At 45.7% G+C, this 19,116-nt stretch carries 11 protein-coding genes; 8 read left to right on the plus strand and 3 right to left on the minus strand.

Annotation, left to right across the window (positions count from 1 at the left end; translation table 11 throughout):
- Nucleotides 1-43: 43 nt before the first annotated feature.
- The 7 genes from KSX81_RS22035 to KSX81_RS22065 all read left to right on the plus strand — a co-directional run bounded on the left by KSX81_RS22035 (nt 44) and on the right by KSX81_RS22065 (nt 13,920).
- The gene (locus KSX81_RS22035; RefSeq protein WP_217725852.1) at nt 44-1,678 is read left to right on the plus strand and encodes a sialidase family protein; all 1,635 of its coding nucleotides are present in this window, start codon (nt 44-46) and stop codon (nt 1,676-1,678) included.
- A gap of 153 nt (nt 1,679-1,831) precedes the next feature.
- Nucleotides 1,832-4,426, plus strand: coding sequence for a beta-mannosidase (locus KSX81_RS22040; RefSeq protein WP_195646894.1), 2,595 nt, complete (start codon nt 1,832-1,834; stop codon nt 4,424-4,426).
- A gap of 34 nt (nt 4,427-4,460) precedes the next feature.
- On the plus strand, nt 4,461-6,785 hold the full coding sequence (locus KSX81_RS22045) for a family 20 glycosylhydrolase (protein ID WP_004319029.1): 2,325 nt from the start codon (nt 4,461-4,463) through the stop codon (nt 6,783-6,785).
- Nucleotides 6,785-8,860 carry a family 20 glycosylhydrolase gene (locus KSX81_RS22050; RefSeq protein WP_195646893.1) on the plus strand — a complete coding sequence of 692 codons (2,076 nt, stop codon included), beginning with the start codon at nt 6,785-6,787 and terminating at the stop codon, nt 8,858-8,860. Before KSX81_RS22045 ends, KSX81_RS22050 begins: the two co-directional genes overlap by 1 nt.
- 98 nt (nt 8,861-8,958) lie before the next feature.
- The gene (locus KSX81_RS22055) at nt 8,959-11,703 is read left to right on the plus strand and encodes a SusC/RagA family TonB-linked outer membrane protein (RefSeq protein ID WP_217725853.1); all 2,745 of its coding nucleotides are present in this window, start codon (nt 8,959-8,961) and stop codon (nt 11,701-11,703) included.
- Between the two features lie 11 nt (nt 11,704-11,714).
- Complete coding sequence (locus KSX81_RS22060) at nt 11,715-13,433, plus strand: RagB/SusD family nutrient uptake outer membrane protein (RefSeq protein WP_004326849.1); 1,719 nt, start codon at nt 11,715-11,717, stop codon at nt 13,431-13,433.
- A 94-nt stretch (nt 13,434-13,527) separates the two neighbouring features.
- Nucleotides 13,528-13,920: a type II toxin-antitoxin system HicB family antitoxin gene (locus tag KSX81_RS22065; RefSeq protein ID WP_004297896.1), complete on the plus strand. Its 393-nt coding sequence runs from the start codon at nt 13,528-13,530 to the stop codon at nt 13,918-13,920.
- 202 nt (nt 13,921-14,122) lie between these two features.
- Here KSX81_RS22065 and KSX81_RS22070 read toward each other — a convergent pair whose 3' ends face one another.
- The 3 genes from KSX81_RS22070 to KSX81_RS22080 all read right to left on the minus strand — a co-directional run bounded on the left by KSX81_RS22070 (nt 14,123) and on the right by KSX81_RS22080 (nt 17,206).
- A complete protein-coding gene (locus KSX81_RS22070) occupies nt 14,123-15,262 on the minus strand; it encodes a DNA alkylation repair protein (RefSeq protein WP_004297895.1) in 1,140 nt (379 codons plus the stop codon).
- Between the two features lie 138 nt (nt 15,263-15,400).
- The gene (gene dnaJ, locus KSX81_RS22075) at nt 15,401-16,585 is read right to left on the minus strand and encodes a molecular chaperone DnaJ (RefSeq protein ID WP_004297894.1); all 1,185 of its coding nucleotides are present in this window, start codon (nt 16,583-16,585) and stop codon (nt 15,401-15,403) included.
- A gap of 39 nt (nt 16,586-16,624) precedes the next feature.
- Nucleotides 16,625-17,206 (minus strand): nucleotide exchange factor GrpE, encoded by a 582-nt coding sequence (locus KSX81_RS22080; protein ID WP_004297892.1) that lies wholly within the window; start codon nt 17,204-17,206, stop codon nt 16,625-16,627.
- 265 nt (nt 17,207-17,471) lie between these two features.
- Between KSX81_RS22080 and KSX81_RS22085 the strand changes: the two genes are divergently transcribed.
- Complete coding sequence (locus KSX81_RS22085; RefSeq protein WP_004297887.1) at nt 17,472-19,091, plus strand: ABC-F family ATP-binding cassette domain-containing protein; 1,620 nt, start codon at nt 17,472-17,474, stop codon at nt 19,089-19,091.
- Nucleotides 19,092-19,116 lie beyond the last annotated feature (25 nt).

Raw genomic sequence — 19,116 nt, forward strand, 5'->3', positions numbered from 1 at the left:
AAAGTTTTATCTTTATCGCGTTAAACTAACTAATACCCCCATTATGAGAAGAATTTTTTATTTACTTTTCCTTGTCTTATTAGGCTATTCTTTTGACGTAAAAGCTTCAGACACAGTGTTTATCCATGAAACACAAATCCCGGTTTTGATAGAGCGGCAGGACAATGTTCTGTTCTATATCCGGTTGGATGCAAAGGAAAGCAAGATGCTCGATGAAGTTGTTTTAGATTTCAGTAAAAGTACCAACTTAGCGGATGTCCAGGCAATCAAACTCTATTATGGAGGAACAGAGGCCTTACAAGATCAAAACAAAAATCGCTTTGCCCCTGTAGAGTACATATCTAGCCATCGACCGGGTGCGACATTGGCGGCTAATCCTTCCTATTCCATAAAATGTGCAGAGGTCGGACCATCGGAAAAAGTTGTATTAAGAGGTAATTACAATTTATTTCCAGGTGTCAACTTTTTTTGGATCAGTTTGCAGATGAAAACAGATGCCTCTTTGCATACTAAAATAGTCTCTGATTTACATGCTGTAAAAGTGGATGGGAAAGAACTCTATTGTAAATTTATTTCCCCGAAAGATATTACTCACCGGATGGCAGTCGGAGTTCGTCATGCTGGTAATGACGGTTCTGCTTCCTTCCGTATTCCCGGATTAGTGACAACCAATAAAGGAACATTATTGGGAGTGTACGATGTCCGATATAATAGTAGTGTCGATTTACAGGAATATGTAGATGTGGGTTTGAGTCGTAGCACTGACGGAGGGAAGAGCTGGGAGAAAATGCGTCTTCCGCTTTCATTGGGTGAGTATGGCGGTTTGCCTAAAGCACAGAATGGGGTAGGAGATCCCTCTATTTTGGTAGATACTCAAACGAATACCGTCTGGGTGGTTGCCGCATGGACACATGGTATGGGTAATCAACGTGCCTGGTGGAGCTCCCATCCGGGAATGGATATAAACCATACCGCACAGCTGGTATTGGCAAAGAGCACAGACGATGGTAAAACATGGTCGAAACCGATCAATATAACAGAGCAGGTAAAAGATCCGTCCTGGTATTTTCTCCTTCAAGGACCCGGACGTGGAATAACGATGAGCGACGGCACATTAGTATTTCCAACGCAGTTTATAGACTCTACTCGTGTTCCGAATGCAGGAATCATGTATAGTAAAGACCGGGGGAAAACGTGGAAGATGCACAATATGGCACGAACAAATACAACGGAAGCACAAGTTGCGGAAATAGAACCGGGAGTATTGATGCTGAATATGCGTGACAATAGAGGAGGAAGCCGGGCTATTGCCATAACGAAAGATTTGGGAAAAACCTGGACAGAACACCCATCTTCACGTAAGGCACTTCAGGAACCGGTATGTATGGCCAGTCTGATTCATGTCGATGCCAAGGACAACGTTTTGAATAAAGACCTCCTGTTGTTTTCAAATCCGGATACGACTAAAGGGCGCAATCATATAACAATAAAAGCAAGTCTGGATAAAGGACTTACCTGGTTGCCCGAACATCAAATCATGCTCGACGAAGCAGAAGGATGGGGATATAGTTGCCTGACGATGATTGATAAAGAGACAATCGGTATTCTATATGAGAGCAGTGTGGCACACATGACTTTTCAGGCGGTGAAATTAACAGATTTGTTAGGAATGAAATGATAGATATAATAGCGGTTAAACTATCTGATATGATAAAAGAATAAAACCGTATATTTATCGTGGCGTGCAAAAACAACATATTTTGTTAAATTATCAGTGAAATTTGCTGAAAAAATAATATCTTTGAATCCGTTAATATCTAATGCCCCCACTATGATGATTAATTTGATCGGAAAAAAGGCTCAAATAGCATGTGAACTACTATGCTGTTGCAGTATGGCATATGCACAGAGCAATGACAATTCCGAAGTTGTCGTTCTAAATACAGGCTGGGAGTTTTCCCAGGCAGGGACGGAGCTGTGGCGACCGGCACAGGTTCCGGGCACCGTTCATCAGGATCTTATCAACCATAAACAACTTCCCGATCCTTTTTATGGCATCAATGAACAAAAGATTCAGTGGGTGGAAAATGAAGACTGGGAATACCGGACTGCTTTTACAGTTACCCCCGAACAACTGAAACGGGATGACGCCCAATTGGTTTTTGAAGGTCTTGACACATACGCCGATGTATACCTCAATGGAGCATTGTTGCTGAAAGCCGATAACATGTTTGTCGGTTATACCATACCCGTCAAGTCCCAACTCCGTATCGGAGAAAACCTTCTTCACATCTATTTTCATTCCCCCATCCGGCAGACACTGCCTCAATATAACTCGAACGGATTCAACTATCCGGCAGACAACGACCATCACGACAAACATTTAAGCATATTCTCCCGTAAAGCCCCTTACAGTTATGGCTGGGACTGGGGAATCCGCATGGTGACCAGCGGCATCTGGCGTCCGGTGACCATCCGTTTTTATAACGCAGCTTCTATCAGTGACTATCACGTAAAGCAACTCGCACTGACCGACCAGCTCGCAAATCTGTCTAATGAATTAGAAATAAACAACATACTCTCCCGGCCACTTCAGGCAGAGGTGAGAATCAATACCTCATTCGAAGGAAGTGCAGAAAAAAGCATCAGCCAGGCAATCACCTTACAGCCCGGAATCAATCATGTTTCCATACCTTCCGAAGTGGCATCCCCCGTACGTTGGATGCCGAATGGATGGGGAAAGCCCGCCCTGTATGATTTCTCCGCTCAAATCATAGTAGAAGATAAAGTCGTAGCCGAGCAATCGCACCGGATAGGACTGCGTACTGTTCGCCTCGTTAATGAAAAAGATAAAGACGGAGAATCCTTCTATTTTGAAGTAAATGGTGTACCTATGTTTGCCAAAGGAGCCAATTACATCCCCCAGGATGCACTCTTGACTAACGTCACTACCGAACGCTACCAAACCTTATTCCGCGACATCCGCGAAGCGAACATGAATGTCATTCGTGTATGGGGAGGTGGAACGTACGAAGATGACCGTTTCTATGACCTGGCAGATGAAAACGGAATACTGGTGTGGCAAGACTTCATGTTTGCCTGCACTCCCTATCCGTCCGACCCCACCTTTCTGAAAAGGGTAGAGGCGGAAGCCTGCTATAACATCCGTCGCCTTCGCAATCATGCTTCCCTGGCGATGTGGTGCGGCAATAACGAAATACTGGAAGCCTTAAAATATTGGGGATTCGACAAGAACTTCCCGCCCGAAATCTATCAGGAAATGTTTCGAGGCTACGACAAACTGTTCCATCAGCTCCTTCCAGCCAAGGTTAAGGAACTGGATGCCGACCGTTTCTACATACACAGCTCCCCGTATTTTGCCAACTGGGGGCGTCCTGAATCCTGGGGGATAGGAGACAGCCATAACTGGGGAGTCTGGTATGGTCAAAAAACATTCGAGTCACTCGATACAGACCTGCCCCGTTTCATGAGCGAATTCGGTTTTCAGTCCTTCCCGGAAATGAAGACCATCTCCACTTTCGCCGCTCCGGAAGATTATCAGATAGAATCGGAAGTGATGAATGCTCATCAGAAAAGCAGCATCGGCAACGCCCTGATTCGTACCTACATGGAGCGCGACTATATCATCCCCGAAAAATTTGAAGACTTTGTCTATGTCGGACTAGTACTGCAAGGACAAGGAATGCGTCACGGACTGGAAGCACACCGCCGGAACCGTCCTTACTGTATGGGTACCCTGTATTGGCAACTGAATGACAGCTGGCCGGTAGTATCCTGGTCGAGCATCGACTATTACGGTAACTGGAAAGCCCTGCATTACCAAGCCAAACGAGTCTTTGCTCCAATCCTCATCAATCCTATCCAGCAGAACGACAGCCTCAATATCTACCTGATTTCCGACTGTCCGGACACCAAAGACCACCTGATGTTGGAAATGAAAGTAACAGACTTTGACGGAAAGAAACAAGGCAAGCCTATACAACTCAACACATTGACAGTTCCGGCTAACACTTCCCAATGCGTGTACCGTATAAAACCCGACACCTGGCTATCACCGGAAGAACAGCAACGCTGTTTCATGCAACTGACGCTAAAAGACAAGGCAGGAAACACCCTTGCCGAAACCGTATACTTCTTTAGAAAAACAAAAGACCTGCTTCTGCCTGAAACAACCGTTTCCTGCAAGATGAAACAGAAAGACGGCATGTGTGAACTGACATTGTTTTCTCCCGCTCTTGCAAAAGATGTCTTTATTGAAATTCCTTTGCAGGGAGCCCGTTTCAGCGACAACTTTTTCGACCTTCTTCCCGGAGAACGTAAAACGGTCGTCATCACTTCTCCCCAAATAAAGAAAGGAGAGGAGCTGCCTTTGACAATCAAACATATTCGTGAAACTTATAATTAATCTATTAATAACTTAACACTTAATTTTTTAGTTTATGAAGCAACTCTTTAAATTAACCGGATGTCTGGCACTAGCAGGACTTTTTGCCTCTTGCCAATCGGCGCAACAGGAAGCCAACTACCAGATCATCCCCATGCCACAAGAAATTGTAACCGCTCAAGGAAGTCCCTTCATCCTCAAGAGCAGTGTGAAAATTCTCTATCCGGAAGGAAACGAGAAGATGCAACGCAACGCAAAATTCCTGGCAGACTATCTGAAAACGGCTACCGGAAAAGATTTCGCTATTGAAGCCGGAACAGAAGGTAAAAACGCAATCGTACTGGCATTAGGCACGGAGAACGAAAATCCGGAATCCTACCAGATGAAAGTTACCGGTGACGGAATCACGATTACCGGTCCTACGGAAGCCGGCGTATTCTATGGCATCCAGTCCCTGCGCAAATCATTGCCTGTGGCTGTCGGCGCAGACATTTCCATGCCCGCTGTAGAAATCAATGACGCTCCCCGCTTTGGCTATCGTGGTGCACACTTCGATACCAGCCGTCATTTCTTTACAGTAGATGAAGTGAAAACTTATATCGATATGATGGCTTTGCACAATATGAACCGTTTTCACTGGCATATTACCGAAGACCAGGGCTGGCGTCTGGAAATCAAGAAATATCCGAAGCTGACAGAAATCGGTTCCAAGAGGACAGAAACAGTCATCGGACGTAACTCCGGTGAATACGACGGCAAACCTTACGGTGGCTTCTATACCCAGGAACAGGCGAAAGAAATAGTAGCTTATGCTGCCGAACGTTATATCACAGTTATTCCCGAAATCGATCTTCCGGGACACATGCAAGCTGCCCTTGCCGCTTATCCCGAATTGGGATGTACCGGTGGCCCGTACGAAGTATGGAGACAATGGGGTGTATCAGAAGATGTGCTTTGTGCCGGAAACGATCAAGTCTTGAAATTCCTCGAAGATGTGTTTACTGAATTAATAGCAATCTTCCCTTCAGAATATATTCATGTAGGTGGTGACGAATGTCCGAAAGTACGTTGGGAAAAATGTCCGAAATGTCAGGCACGTATCAAGGCGCTGGGCTTGAAATCGGATGATAAGCATAGCAAGGAAGAACGTCTGCAGAGTTTCGTAATCAACCATATCGAGAAATTCCTCAACGACCACGGACGTCAGATCATCGGTTGGGATGAAATCCTTGAAGGCGGACTTGCTCCTAACGCTACTGTTATGTCATGGCGTGGTGAAAAGGGCGGTATCGAAGCTGCGAAACAGAAACACGATGTCATCATGACGCCGAACACATACCTGTATTTCGACTATTACCAAGCTAAAGACGTAGATAACGAACCGTTTGGTATCGGTGGTTACCTGCCGTTAGAAAGAGTGTACAGCTACGAGCCGATGCCGGCTTCCCTCACTCCGGAAGAACAGAAATATATCAAGGGTGTGCAAGCCAACCTCTGGACAGAATACATCGCTACTTTCCCTCACGCGCAGTACATGGTATTGCCTCGTTGGGCTGCATTGTGTGAAATTCAGTGGTCCAGCCCTGAAAAGAAAAACTATGCCGACTTCCTGTCTCGTCTTCCTCAACTGATTAAGTGGTATGATGCCGAAGGATACAACTACGCTAAACACGCGTTCGGCGTACAAGCCGAGTTTGAACCGAATCCGGCAGAAGGAACGATGGACGTTACTTTGTCTACTATCGACAATGCCCCTGTCCACTACACTTTGGACGGCACAGAACCCACTACTGCTTCTCCCGTTTACGAAGGAGTGTTGAAAATTAAAGAAAATGCCACTCTGTCCGCCAAAGCCATTCGTCCTACCGGCGAGAGCCAGACACTGACAGAGAAGATTGACTTCAGCAAATCCAGCATGAAGCCGATTGTAGCCAATCAACCTATCAATGAACAATACCTCTTCAAAGGAGCTTCCACGTTAACCGATGGTTTGAAAGGAAATAGTAGTTACCGGTCAGGCCGCTGGATTGCTTTCAACGGAAACGACATGGACATGACGATCGACCTTCAGCAACCTACTGAAATTTCGAGTGTGGCCATCTCTGTCAATATTGCAAAGGGCGACTGGGTGTTTGACGCCAGAAACCTGTCCGTAGAAGTTTCAGATGACGGAAAGACTTTCAAAAAGATTGCTTCCGAAGAATATCCGGCAATGAAAGAGACGGACAAAGACGGAGTTGTTGACCATCAACTTACATTTGCTCCTGTGACTACCCAATACGTGAGAGTTATTGCTTCACCGGAGAAAACGCTTCCGGAATGGCATGGTGGAAAAGGCAAAAACGCATTTTTATTTGTAGACGAAATCAAAATTGATTAATGAATATAAGAAAAGAATACACTAAAGTTTGTCTTTTCTTATGTATACTGGGGATGTGCTTTCATGCACATCCCATTCTGGCACAGTCCGTCATACCTGTCCCATTAAAAATGGAGAAGGGGACGGGCTCTTTTTTACTGTCAGAAAAGACAAGACTTTATACAAACCTACAAGGTGGAGAAGCGAAGCTCTGGGAGAAATACCTGAAGGCATTACCCGTCCAATTAAAGGAAGCGAGAAAGAAAGACAGGAAACAGATGCTTTTCTTATTGATAACCCCCAAGACTACCCAGTTGCCGTCACCGGAAAGCTATACACTCTCCGTCACCTCTCAACGAATCGAGATCCGGGCAACTTCGGGAGCCGGATTATTCTATGGAATGCAAACCCTGTTACAGCTGATGCAACCGGCAAGCACAGGCAGCTATTCCGTACCCTCTGTCGAGATAGAAGACACCCCTCGTTTTGCTTATCGCGGACTGATGCTGGACGTATCCCGTCATTTCTCTACCAAAGAGTTTATAAAGAAGCAGATAGACGCATTGGCATATTACAAAATCAACCGTTTGCACCTGCACCTGACCGATGCGGCAGGCTGGCGGCTTGAAATCAAGAAATACCCTTTACTGACCGATTTTGCAGCCTGGCGTACAGACCCCACCTGGAAGAAATGGTGGAACGGCGGACGTAAATACCTCCGTTACGATGAACCCGGAGCTTCCGGCGGCTATTACACCCAGGACGATATTCGTGAAATACTGGAATATGCCCGTCAGCATTACATCACGGTGATTCCGGAGATTGAAATGCCTTCCCATTCGGAAGAAGTGCTGGCTGCCTACCCGCAGCTATCCTGTTCGGGAGAACCTTACAAGAACTCCGATTTCTGTGTCGGTAATGAAGAAACTTTCACCTTTCTGGAGAATGTACTGACGGAAGTCATGGAACTTTTCCCTTCCGAATACATTCATGTAGGAGGTGATGAGGCCGGCAAATCGGCTTGGAAGACCTGTCCGAAATGTCAGAAGAGAATGAAAGACGAGCATCTGGCCAATGTAGACGAGCTGCAAAGCTATCTGATACACCGTATCGAAAAGTTCCTCAACAATCACGGACGCCGTCTCTTGGGATGGGACGAGATTCTGCAAGGAGGTATCGCGCCCAATGCAACCGTTATGTCGTGGCGTGGAGAAGAGGGTGGTATTGCTGCCGTCACCTCCGGCCATCATGCCATCATGACACCGGGTGCATACTGTTATCTGGACAGCTATCAGGACGCCCCGTACTCCCAGCCGGAAGCTATCGGTGGCTACCTGCCATTGAAGAAAGTATATGCCTACGATCCTGTCCCCGCTTCCTTAACTGCGGAGCAGGCAAAGTTAGTCTATGGTGTGCAGGGTAACCTATGGGTGGAATATATCCCCACTCCCGAACACGTGGAATATATGATTTATCCCCGTATGCTGGCATTGGCGGAAGTAGCCTGGTCGGCTCCGGAACGTAAGTCGTGGCCCGATTTCCATACCCGCGCACTGTCAGCAGTGGCCGATTTACAGAAAAAAGGATACCATCCTTTCGATTTGAGCAAAGAAATCGGCAGCCGTCCCGAATCTCTTCAACCAGTCAGCCATTTGGCGCTCGGTAAAAAAGTGACCTATAACTCCTCCTATAGCCCCCATTATCCCGCACAAGGCAACACAGCCCTGACAGACGGCATACGTGGTGACTGGACTTACGGTGATGGTTCATGGCAAGGATTTATCTCGGACAACCGTCTCGATGTGACGATTGATATGGAAAAAGAAACCCCTATCCATTCCATCACCGCCGCTTTTATGCAAGTGGTCGGCGCGGAAGTATTCCTGCCGGAGACAGTGATTATTTCCATTTCCGATGATGGAATTAACTTCACGGAGTTGCAAAAACAACACTTTGAAGTGAGCAAAGAAACCCCTATCCGGTTTACGGATATTTCATGGCAGGGAGAAGCCAAAGGAAGATACGTACGTTACCAGGCACAGGCCGGAAGCGAATTCGGAGGGTGGATATTTACGGATGAGATAATCGTGAAATAGACATTGTCAATATCATTTATGAATAAAAGAGGGAATCTATTCAACCAGATTCTCTCTTTTTTTGTTATATTTGTATTATTACCTTAAAAACTAAGAATATGGTACAACACGCTAGACTCATTTTCTACACCCTTCTTCTTCTGGTAATCCCGTGCGAGAGCACCTTGGCGCAGAAGATTCCCGTCACGCCCATAGACTCATTGATAACTGTTGGATATGCCACCGGAAGTTTGAAAACCCTCTCCGGTTCCGTAGAGAAGATTACGGAGACACAGATGAATAAAGACCAGATAACGAACCCTTTGGAAGCAATCCGCGGACGTGTGCCGGGCTTGACTATCCAACGCGGGTCAAATGGTCCGGCAGCCTTGGATGCAGTACGCCTGCGGGGAACTACCTCACTGACCAGTGGCAATGACCCTTTGATAATCGTCGACGGAGTATTTGGTGACTTGAGTATGCTCACCTCCATTTACCCTACGGATATTGAGAGCTTCACCATTCTGAAAGACGCTTCCGAAACCGCACAATACGGTTCACGAGGAGCTTCCGGTGTGATCGAGGTCACCACTAAAAAAGGAATGAGCGGCAGAACACAGGTAGCCTACAACGGTAGCTTCGGAATTTCCACCGTCTACAAGAATCTGAAAATGCTGTCCGGCGATGAGTACCGCCGTGTCGCCTCGGAACGCGGGATTTCCATTCTGGATAAAGGAAATAACACCGATTTTCAGAAAGAGATTGAACAGACAGGACTACAACAAAACCATCACATCGCCTTTTATGGCGGTTCCAGTGAGTCCAGCTATCGCGTTTCTCTTGGTTTCATGGATCGTCAGGGAGTGATTCTGAATGAAGACATGAAAAACTTCACTTCGAATATGAACATGAATCAGAAAATGTTCGACGGCTTCCTGAACTGCGAGCTGGGAATGTTCGGTTCCATTCAGAAGAATCATAATCTGGTGGATTATCAGAAAACGTTCTATTCGGCAGCCACATTCAACCCCACCTATCCCAACCATAAAGACCCCGTCACCAATTCCTGGGACGGAATAACGACTGCCAGCCAAATTACCAATCCATTGGCATGGATGGAAGTGCAGGATGATGATGCCACTTCGCACATCAGCACGCACGCCCGTCTGACTTTCAATCTGCTGGAAGGACTGAAACTAAACCTCTTCGGAGCCTATACCTATAATATCGTGGAAAATTCGCAATACCTCCCCACCTCCGTCTGGGCGAACGGCCAGGCTTACAAAGGAACCAAAAAGCGAGAATCCTTGCTGGGCAACATGATGCTGACCTATAAGAAAAACTGGAAAAAACATTTCTTTGACGTGTTGGCACTTGCCGAACTTCAAAAAGAAACCTACACGGGATATTATACAACAGTAAGCAATTTCAGCACCGACAAATTCGGGTATAATAATCTTCAGGCAGGTGCACTCCGCTTGTGGGAAGGCACTAATTCTTACTACGACCAACCCCGTCTGGCATCTTTCATGGGACGTTTCAACTATACATACGCCGACCGCTACGTACTGACGCTGAACGCCCGTACAGATGCTTCCTCCAAATTCGGAGCGAACCATAAATGGGGATTCTTCCCCTCCGCATCTGCCGCATGGGTGATTAGTGAAGAAGAATTTATGAAGCAGTTGCCGATGGTGGATAATCTGAAATTCCGTATTGGCTACGGTCTGGCAGGTAATCAGAGTGGGATTGACTCATACACTACATTGAACCTTGTAAAGCCGAACGGTGTAGTCCCCGTCGGAAACTCCGCCGTCGTATCTTTAGGAGACTTGCGGAACACGAATCCCGACCTGAAATGGGAAGTGAAACATACCTTTAATACCGGTATCGACGTAGCTCTTTTCGGCAACCGCCTGCTGCTTTCCGCCAACTATTACAACTCCCGAACCACAGACATGCTTTACCTTTACAACGTAAGCGTACCGCCTTTCACCTATAACACCTTGCTTGCCAACATCGGTTCCATGCGCAACTGGGGTACGGAAATCGCCATCGGCATCACCCCCTTGAAGACCAAGGATATGGAACTGAATATCAATGCCAATATCACTTTCCAGCGCAACAAACTGCTCTCATTAAGCGGTATGTACAACGGCGAAATGCTTTCTGCTCCCGAATATAAAAGTCTTTCTGGCCTCGACGGAGCCGGCTTTCATGGAGGATACAACCACATCGTATATCAGATGGTGGGTCAACCGTTGGGCGTGTTCTATCTTCCCCACAGTACGGGACTGGAATCCGACGGAAACGGCGGATACACCTATGGCATCGCCGATCTGAATGGCGGAGGTGTCAGCCTTGAAGATGGTGAAGACCGCTACGTAGCAGGACAAGCCGTACCTAAAACGATTCTTGGCTCCAACATCAGTTTCCGCTACAAGCGTTTCGACCTGTCTTTGCAGGTTAACGGAGCTTTCGGACATAAAATTTACAACGGAACCTCCCTGACCTATATGAACATGAATATATTTCCCGACTATAACGTAATGAAGAAAGCCCCGAAACAGAACATCAAGGATCAAACCGCCACCGACTATTGGTTGGAAAAGGGAGATTATGTCAACTTCGACTATGTGACGCTGGGTTGGAACGTGCCGATTGAGAAAGTGCAGAAACTGAAGAAATATGTCCGTTCCCTGCGTCTGGCATTTACAGTCAACAACCTGGCAACCATTTCCGGTTATTCGGGACTTTCACCCATGATTAACAGTTCAACAGTGAACTCCACTTTAGGCGTGGATGATAAACGGGGATATCCGTTGGCGCGGACGTACACACTGGGATTGAGTATTAACTTTTAATGGAGGAGGAGATGATGAAACAATATATGAAAAATAAAAGTCTTTTTTTGCAGAAAGAAGAACTGCTTTCAAGGATAGCGGAACTGTTTTCAAAGAAGATCTTACGTCCTTCGGGAGTGCTGGTATTCCTTCTTATAACGTGCCTGGGTTTATTCTCATGTAGTAAGTTTTTGGAGGAAAATCCGAAAGATAAGTTACCCGAAGATGACGTTTACAATACAATCTCGGAAGTATATCTCAATGCAGTAGCTTCGCTTTATACATACGTAGGCGGTTATAGTGATAGTCAGGGATTGCAGGGAACGGGTAGGGGAGTCTACGACCTGAACACCTTTACCTCCGACGAAGCCATTATCCCCACCCGTGGAGGTGACTGGTATGACGGTGGTTTTTGGCAAGGACTTTACCTGCACGATTGGGGAATAGAGAATGATGCCATTCAGGCTACATGGGAATATCTCTATAAAGTCGTCATGTTAAGTAACAAATCACTGGAACGGATAGACAAATTCGCCGAAACTCATTCCGCTACGGAACTGCCGGCATACCGTGCCGAAGTACGTGCCATGCGGGCTATGTATTATTATTACCTGATGGATTTGTTCGGACGCATCCCGCTAGTTCAATCCTCTTCCGTAGCAATGAAAGATGTAGTGCAAAGTGAACGAAAAACGGTCTTTGACTTTGTTGTCAAGGAATTGCAAGAGGCGGCTCCTTTGTTGAGCGATGCACATAGCAACCAGTCCGGCCCTTACTATGGCCGTATCACTCGCCCCGTAGTAACTTTCCTACTGGCCAAACTGGCTTTGAACTCCGAAGTTTATACAGACAATGATTGGACGGACGGACAACGCCCGGATGGAAAAAATATAAAGTTCACAGTGAACGGCAGCGAACTAAATGCCTGGGAAACAGTCATCTACTATTGTGACCAACTCAAGACTATGGGCTACAAACTGGAACCGGAATACGAAACGAATTTCTCTATATTCAACGAACCGTCCGTAGAGAATGTCTTCACTATCCCGATGAATAAAACTCTGTACACCAACCAGATGCAATATCTCTTCCGTTCCCGCCACTATAATCACGCCAAGGCTTACGGACTAAGCGGTGAGAACGGTCCCAGCGCCACCATTGAAGCCCTCGAAACTTTCGGTTATGAAACCGCGGAACAAGATCCCCGTTTTGATATTTGCTATTTTGCAGGAATTGTCCACGACCTGAAAGGAAACATAATCAAACTGGATAATGGAACGGTACTGGAATATCTGCCCTGGAAAGTATCTCTGGATATAACAGATACCCCATACGAACAAACCGCAGGAGCCCGCATGAAAAAGTATGAAGTTGATCCGACTGCCACAAAAGACGGTAAGTTGATGGAGAATGACATTGTATTGTTCCGCTATGCAGACGCTTTGTTGATGAAGAGTGAAGCGAAAGTCCGGAACGGAGCAAACGGAGATGAAGAACTCAATGAAGTTCGTAGCCGTGTCAACGCTTCTCCCCGCACTGCCACTTTAGAGAATATCCTTGCCGAACGTCAGCTGGAACTGGCTTGGGAAGGATGGAGACGACAGGACTTAGTCCGCTTCGGGAAGTTTACAAGAGCTTACAGCAGCCGTCCGCAACTACCGGATGAGGCAAGTGGATATACAACTGTATTCCCTATACCGGAGAAAATACGGGTGATGAATGAGAGGTTGAAACAGAATCCGGGGTATTAGGAAGAAATCATAGTGAAAATATGAATACTTCTTTTGGTAGTGTTCATATAATTACTATATTTGTGCAGTAATTAAGTCCGATATAGGAGGAGATATGAAAACAGTAGAAGTAATTGTGGAACACGCAGGAAAGAACTTGAGTGCTTATATTGAAGATGCTCCGGTTATCACTGTTGGCAATGACATGAGAGAGATTGAGGACAACATGCGAGAGGCGATTGAATTGTATTTGGAAGATAATTCCAATCCCTGTGAAGTATTGTCCGGAGAGTTTGAATTAAAATTCAAGATTGATGCTGCTACATTTATAAACTATTATAGCAACATCTTCACTAAAGCTGCATTGAGTCGGATTACGGGTATTAATGAACGGCAATTATGGCATTATGCTGCCGGAGTGCATAAGCCTCGCAGGCAACAACTTGAAAAAATACAAAAAGGTATTCAGGCTTTATCAAAGGAGTTATCGGCAATCAATTTATTGTAATACATAGAGTGCTATATATTCAACTTCCAGCTAGTGTGAGATAAAGACGAACCCAAATAAAAAATCCTCGATTTTCATCCGGAGAATCGAGGATTTATGTTTTCTGTTGCAGCACTTGTATAGATAATAGCTAATGCAGAAATCCATATTATATGTAGTGTGGTTATTACCCGATCCAGTCGAATAACTCAATTAAATCGAATTACCCAATCAAATCGAAATCATATTTTTCAAATTCACTCCCATTGATTATTATAGCAATTTGATGAAGCCCGAGATGGAATTTTCTCGTTGTAACCACACGGAAAGAGTGCTTTCGCGTTATTCGTGTGGTAGAATTCCCGGCATATTCTTTTTCGCTGATTTTATGAACTTTCTTCGTCAGCGTTCCATTTGCTTTTTGGTAATAAATACCATATTCAAGCCGTATTTTGATTGTCTTATTGCTATGATTCAACAAGTTAAAACCAAACTCCAACGAATCCCCGACTTTAACCTTAGGACTTGAAATCTGAAAATCCTCCACACTAATATTATTTCTGATAGAATCAAAGCCAAACAACTCCATCACCTCTGGAATCCCTTGCTTTAAGAGCGTCCGGCAACCGTGTTTAATAATCCAGTCTACCTCTTTCGATTCCCCCTTCCATTTCTTTGCCAAATCAATGACAATTTCCGGATTATCTTTCGCAATATCATTCAAATTATTGGCAACGCTCAACCGTACAAATCTTGCCGGATCATTTTTAAGATTCTCCAAAATAGGAATAATAGGTGTCGGATCTTTCTTCAGATTCGGCAAAGCCATCGCCCAAGGCAAACGCGGACGGCAACCTTCTGACGAAAGCCGCCTGACTCCCCAATGCTCATGTTTCGACCAAACCAACATCTGCTTCATCATTTCATCCGGATATTTTATTATAAAAGGATGAGTCACAAATTCGCAACTTGTGAACTGTGTGATTTTCTCTATCGCCTTGACAGACGTTTCATAATCATCCAACCCATATTGCTCGACATAATTATTCAGAATCACCCCATACTCCAGCATCAATCCAAACTTCGTATCGTCTATCACCGAAAAATCAGGCCGCGTACTTTTTACATGATCCAACAACTCAAGAATCTTAGCGATCGCCTCTTTGTAATCTGCCGGCAAAAACTTTTTCAGAATGCTAGTGATATGTATCCAGCGCTGTTTTAGTTCCCTGCCTTCCCATTCATCATCCATTATTTGAGAAACAAAACCGTGAGCATCAAAATCATCGATAACAAGTCTCAAATCTTTCGTAAACAGATCGAAAAATTGCTTGTTGTACATATTCTTAAAAGGTTCTGCCATACTTGAAGTCTATATTTAGTATCTATTTATTTGCTACACAAATATATGTCTTTTTTTTAAAAGGACAAGCCCTAAAAACAGAAGTGAGCCACAAAAAAGATTGCAGCTCACTTATACCTTATATATTATAGCAAAAAATTAGTCGAAGAAACTCTTGAACTTTTTGAAAATCTTCTCCTTCACCGACGTGTTAGGTTTGAAGTTGTCCGAAGCCTCCATCTTTTCGAGCGTGCTCTTTTCCTCTTTATTGAGCGCTTCCGGCACATAGATACTGATGTTGACGAGTAAATCCCCCGTTCCGTACCCGTTCACATTCGGCAATCCCTTGCCGCGCAAACGAAGCACCTTACCTGGTTGAGTACCCGAATCAATCTTCACTTTCACTTTGCCGTCGATAGTCGGAATTTCCACAGCTCCGCCCAGAGCAGCAGTCGGGAAACTAAGCAACAGATTATAAATCAAATCATTCTCGTCGCGAATCAAGTCCTGATGCGGTTCTTCCTCTACGAGAATCAGCAAGTCGCCTGCCACACCGTTGTGTTTGCCGGCATTTCCTTTGCCACCCATAGAAAGCTGCATACCCTCTGCCACTCCGGCAGGGATTTTCACCGACACCACTTCTTCACCGTAAATGATTCCGTCGCCACCACACTTCTTACATTTGTTCTTGATAATCTTACCCTCACCGCCACAAGTAGAACAAGTGACGCGAGTCTGCATAGTGCCCAGAATAGTCTGCTGGTTACGGATCACGGAGCCGCTACCCTTACAAGTAGGACAAGTCTCCGAACCGCCGTCACCTTCGGCACCCGTGCCATGACACTGGTCACACGGCACATATTTTTTGAGTTTAAATTTCTTTTCTACTCCGGTAGAGATCTCCTTCAACGTCAGCTTCACTTTCACACGAAGGTCACTGCCGCGATACCGGCGTTGCTGTGAACCGCCACCGCCAAATCCGCTAAACCCTCCGAAGCCTCCCCTGAAACCGCCGCCGCGGCCACCGAAGATGTCGCCAAACATAGAGAAAATGTCATCCATCGACATCCCCTCGCCACCGAAACCACCGAACGGACCGCCATTGCCTGCCGCACCGCTCACTCCCGCATGACCGAACTGATCGTAACGCGAACGCTTTTCCGGGTTACTCAACACGTCATAAGCCTCGGCCGCCTCCTTAAATTTCTCTTCCGCCTCCTTATCCCCCGGATTCTTGTCAGGGTGATACTGGATTGCTTTCTTACGGTACGCTTTCTTAATCTCCTCTACTGTGGCTGTCTTCGTCACCTCCAATATTTCGTAATAGTCTCTTTTTTCTGCCATGCTTCTTTAAAAATTATGAGTTTTATGGGTTGCGAATCCTTATTCCCCTACTACCACTTTGGCGTGGCGCAACACTTTGTCGTTCAGTGTATACCCCGTCTGCACACAATCCAGAATCTTACCTTTCTGTGCTTCCGACGGTGCGGGGATTACCGCGATGGCTTCATGGAAATCAGTATCCAGCGGTTGGTCTTTCGTCTCGATGACTTTCACACCATTTTGAGCCAGAACAGCCATAAATTTATTGTAAATCAGTTCCACCCCTTCTTTTACGGCATTGACATCCGTTGCCGTTTCCATCGTCTTGATGGCACGTTCGAAATCGTCCACTACCGGAAGAATACTGCCAAGACTCTTTTCGCCACCATTCAGGATCAGTTCGGCCTTCTCCTTTAAAGTGCGTTTACGATAATTGTCGAACTCGGCAGACAGGCGCAGATATTTATCCTTTTGCTCTTCAAGCGCTTCTTGAGCCTTTTCCAGTTCCTTTTCCAACTCCTCTTCATGAGTCAGCGGAGCGGTTCCCTCTGCTTGTTCGTTTTGCGGTTGGTCTTCCGCAGGATTGTGAGTTTCCTCCACATTCAGTTCCTCTTCCTTCACTTTTTTTTCTTTCGGATCCATCTTGGTATTTACTATTTTATTATTTACTATTTAGAAACACACGTTATCTATGCAAGATACCGCTTATAAACATACCGGACTGACCGGATGTCACAGATTTCGTCTGCAAAAACTTTGCCAAGTTGGCCGTTTTGCCAAAAAACGCAGCAAAGGTAACACTTTTATGTCAGATTGGCACATATCAGATAGCTCATAATTCATTTTAAATGTCTACCTTTGCACGCTCAAATAGTAAATAGTAACTAGTAAAATAGTAAATAATAAGATGATTACAGTTTCGAACGTATCGGTTCAGTTTGGTAAAAGAGTGTTATTTAATGACGTAAACCTGAAGTTTACGAGTGGTAATTGTTATGGTATTATCGGTGCGAACGGTGCGGGAAAATCTACGTTTCTTCGTACGATTTACGGAGATTTGGACCCGACAACAGGTACGATTGCGCTCGGACCGGGCGAACGTCTCTCGGTGTTGAGTCAGGACCACTTCAAGTGGGACTCATATACTGTCATGGATACCGTCATGATGGGACATACCGTGTTGTGGGACATCATGAAGCAGCGCGAAGAATTGTATGCAAAAGAAGATTTCACAGACGAAGACGGACTGAAAGTATCCGAATTGGAAGAAAAATTTGCCGAGTTGGACGGATGGAATGCGGAAAGCGACGCAGCCATGCTGTTGAGCGGACTGGGCGTGAAAGAAGATAAGCATTACGTATTGATGGGTGAATTGAGTGGTAAGGAAAAAGTGCGTGTCATGCTGGCGCAGGCATTGTACGGAAATCCGGACAACCTCTTGCTCGATGAGCCTACCAATGACTTGGATATGGAAACAGTGACCTGGTTGGAAGAATATCTTGCCAACTTCGAGCATACCGTATTGGTGGTAAGCCACGACCGTCACTTCCTCGACTCTGTATGTACACACACCGTAGACATCGACTACGGAAAAATCAATATGTTTGCCGGTAACTATAGTTTCTGGTACGAATCCAGCCAATTGGCTCTCCGTCAGCAACAGAACCAGAAGGCGAAGGCTGAAGAGAAGAAGAAAGAACTCGAAGAGTTTATCCGCCGTTTCAGCGCGAACGTAGCGAAGAGCAAGCAGACAACGAGCCGTAAGAAGATGTTGGAGAAACTGAACGTAGAAGAAATCAAACCTTCTTCACGTAAGTATCCGGGCATCATCTTCACTCCCGAACGCGAGCCGGGCAACCAGATTCTGGAAGTTTCCGGATTGAGCAAGAAGACGGAAGAAGGCGTGGTGCTCTTCAACGACGTGAACTTCAACGTAGAGAAAGGTGACAAGGTGGTATTCCTGTCACGCAATCCGCGCGCGATGACTGCTTTCTTCGAAATTATCAACGGAAACATGAAACCCGATGCAGGTACTTTCAACTGGGGGGTAACCATCACCACTGCTTACCTGCCGCTGGATAACACTGATTTCTTCAATTCCGACCTGAACCTGGTAGACTGGTTGAGCCAGTTTGGAGAAGGCAACGAGGTATATATGAAAGGCTTCCTCGGCCGTATGCTTTTCTCCGGCGAAGAGGTATTGAAGAAAGTAAGCGTACTCTCCGGAGGTGAGAAGATGCGTTGTATGATTGCCCGTATGCAGCTGCGCAATGCCAACTGCCTCATTCTGGACACTCCGACCAACCATCTGGACTTGGAATCTATCCAGGCATTCAACAACAACCTGAAGACGTACAAAGGAAATATCCTCTTCTCGTCTCATGACCACGAATTTATTCAGACCGTTGCCAACCGCATCATCGAACTGACACCGAACGGTATCATCGACAAGATGATGGAATATGACGAATATATCACTTCCGACCATATTAAGGAATTGCGGGCGAAGATGTACGGAGACAAATAAGTGACCGGACGAATAAAAGCCCCTG

Origin of the sequence: Bacteroides sp. MSK.18.37 (assembly GCF_019129155.2) — a bacterium.
In the GTDB taxonomy this organism is placed as follows: domain Bacteria; phylum Bacteroidota; class Bacteroidia; order Bacteroidales; family Bacteroidaceae; genus Bacteroides; species Bacteroides ovatus.

Bases quoted from the DNA above. Each gene is read 5' to 3' on its own strand.
- KSX81_RS22055 (WP_217725853.1), top strand. From the start codon at position 8,959: ATGGTACAACACGCTAGACTCATTTTCTACACCCTTCTTCTTCTGGTA.
- KSX81_RS22040 (WP_195646894.1), top strand. From the start codon at position 1,832: ATGATGATTAATTTGATCGGAAAAAAGGCTCAAATAGCATGTGAACTA.
- KSX81_RS22060 (WP_004326849.1), top strand. From the start codon at position 11,715: ATGATGAAACAATATATGAAAAATAAAAGTCTTTTTTTGCAGAAAGAA.
- KSX81_RS22045 (WP_004319029.1), top strand. From the start codon at position 4,461: ATGAAGCAACTCTTTAAATTAACCGGATGTCTGGCACTAGCAGGACTT.
- KSX81_RS22070 (WP_004297895.1), bottom strand. From the start codon at position 15,262: ATGGCAGAACCTTTTAAGAATATGTACAACAAGCAATTTTTCGATCTG.
- dnaJ (WP_004297894.1), bottom strand. From the start codon at position 16,585: ATGGCAGAAAAAAGAGACTATTACGAAATATTGGAGGTGACGAAGACA.
- KSX81_RS22080 (WP_004297892.1), bottom strand. From the start codon at position 17,206: ATGGATCCGAAAGAAAAAAAAGTGAAGGAAGAGGAACTGAATGTGGAG.
- KSX81_RS22035 (WP_217725852.1), top strand. From the start codon at position 44: ATGAGAAGAATTTTTTATTTACTTTTCCTTGTCTTATTAGGCTATTCT.
- KSX81_RS22050 (WP_195646893.1), top strand. From the start codon at position 6,785: ATGAATATAAGAAAAGAATACACTAAAGTTTGTCTTTTCTTATGTATA.
- KSX81_RS22065 (WP_004297896.1), top strand. From the start codon at position 13,528: ATGAAAACAGTAGAAGTAATTGTGGAACACGCAGGAAAGAACTTGAGT.
- KSX81_RS22085 (WP_004297887.1), top strand. From the start codon at position 17,472: ATGATTACAGTTTCGAACGTATCGGTTCAGTTTGGTAAAAGAGTGTTA.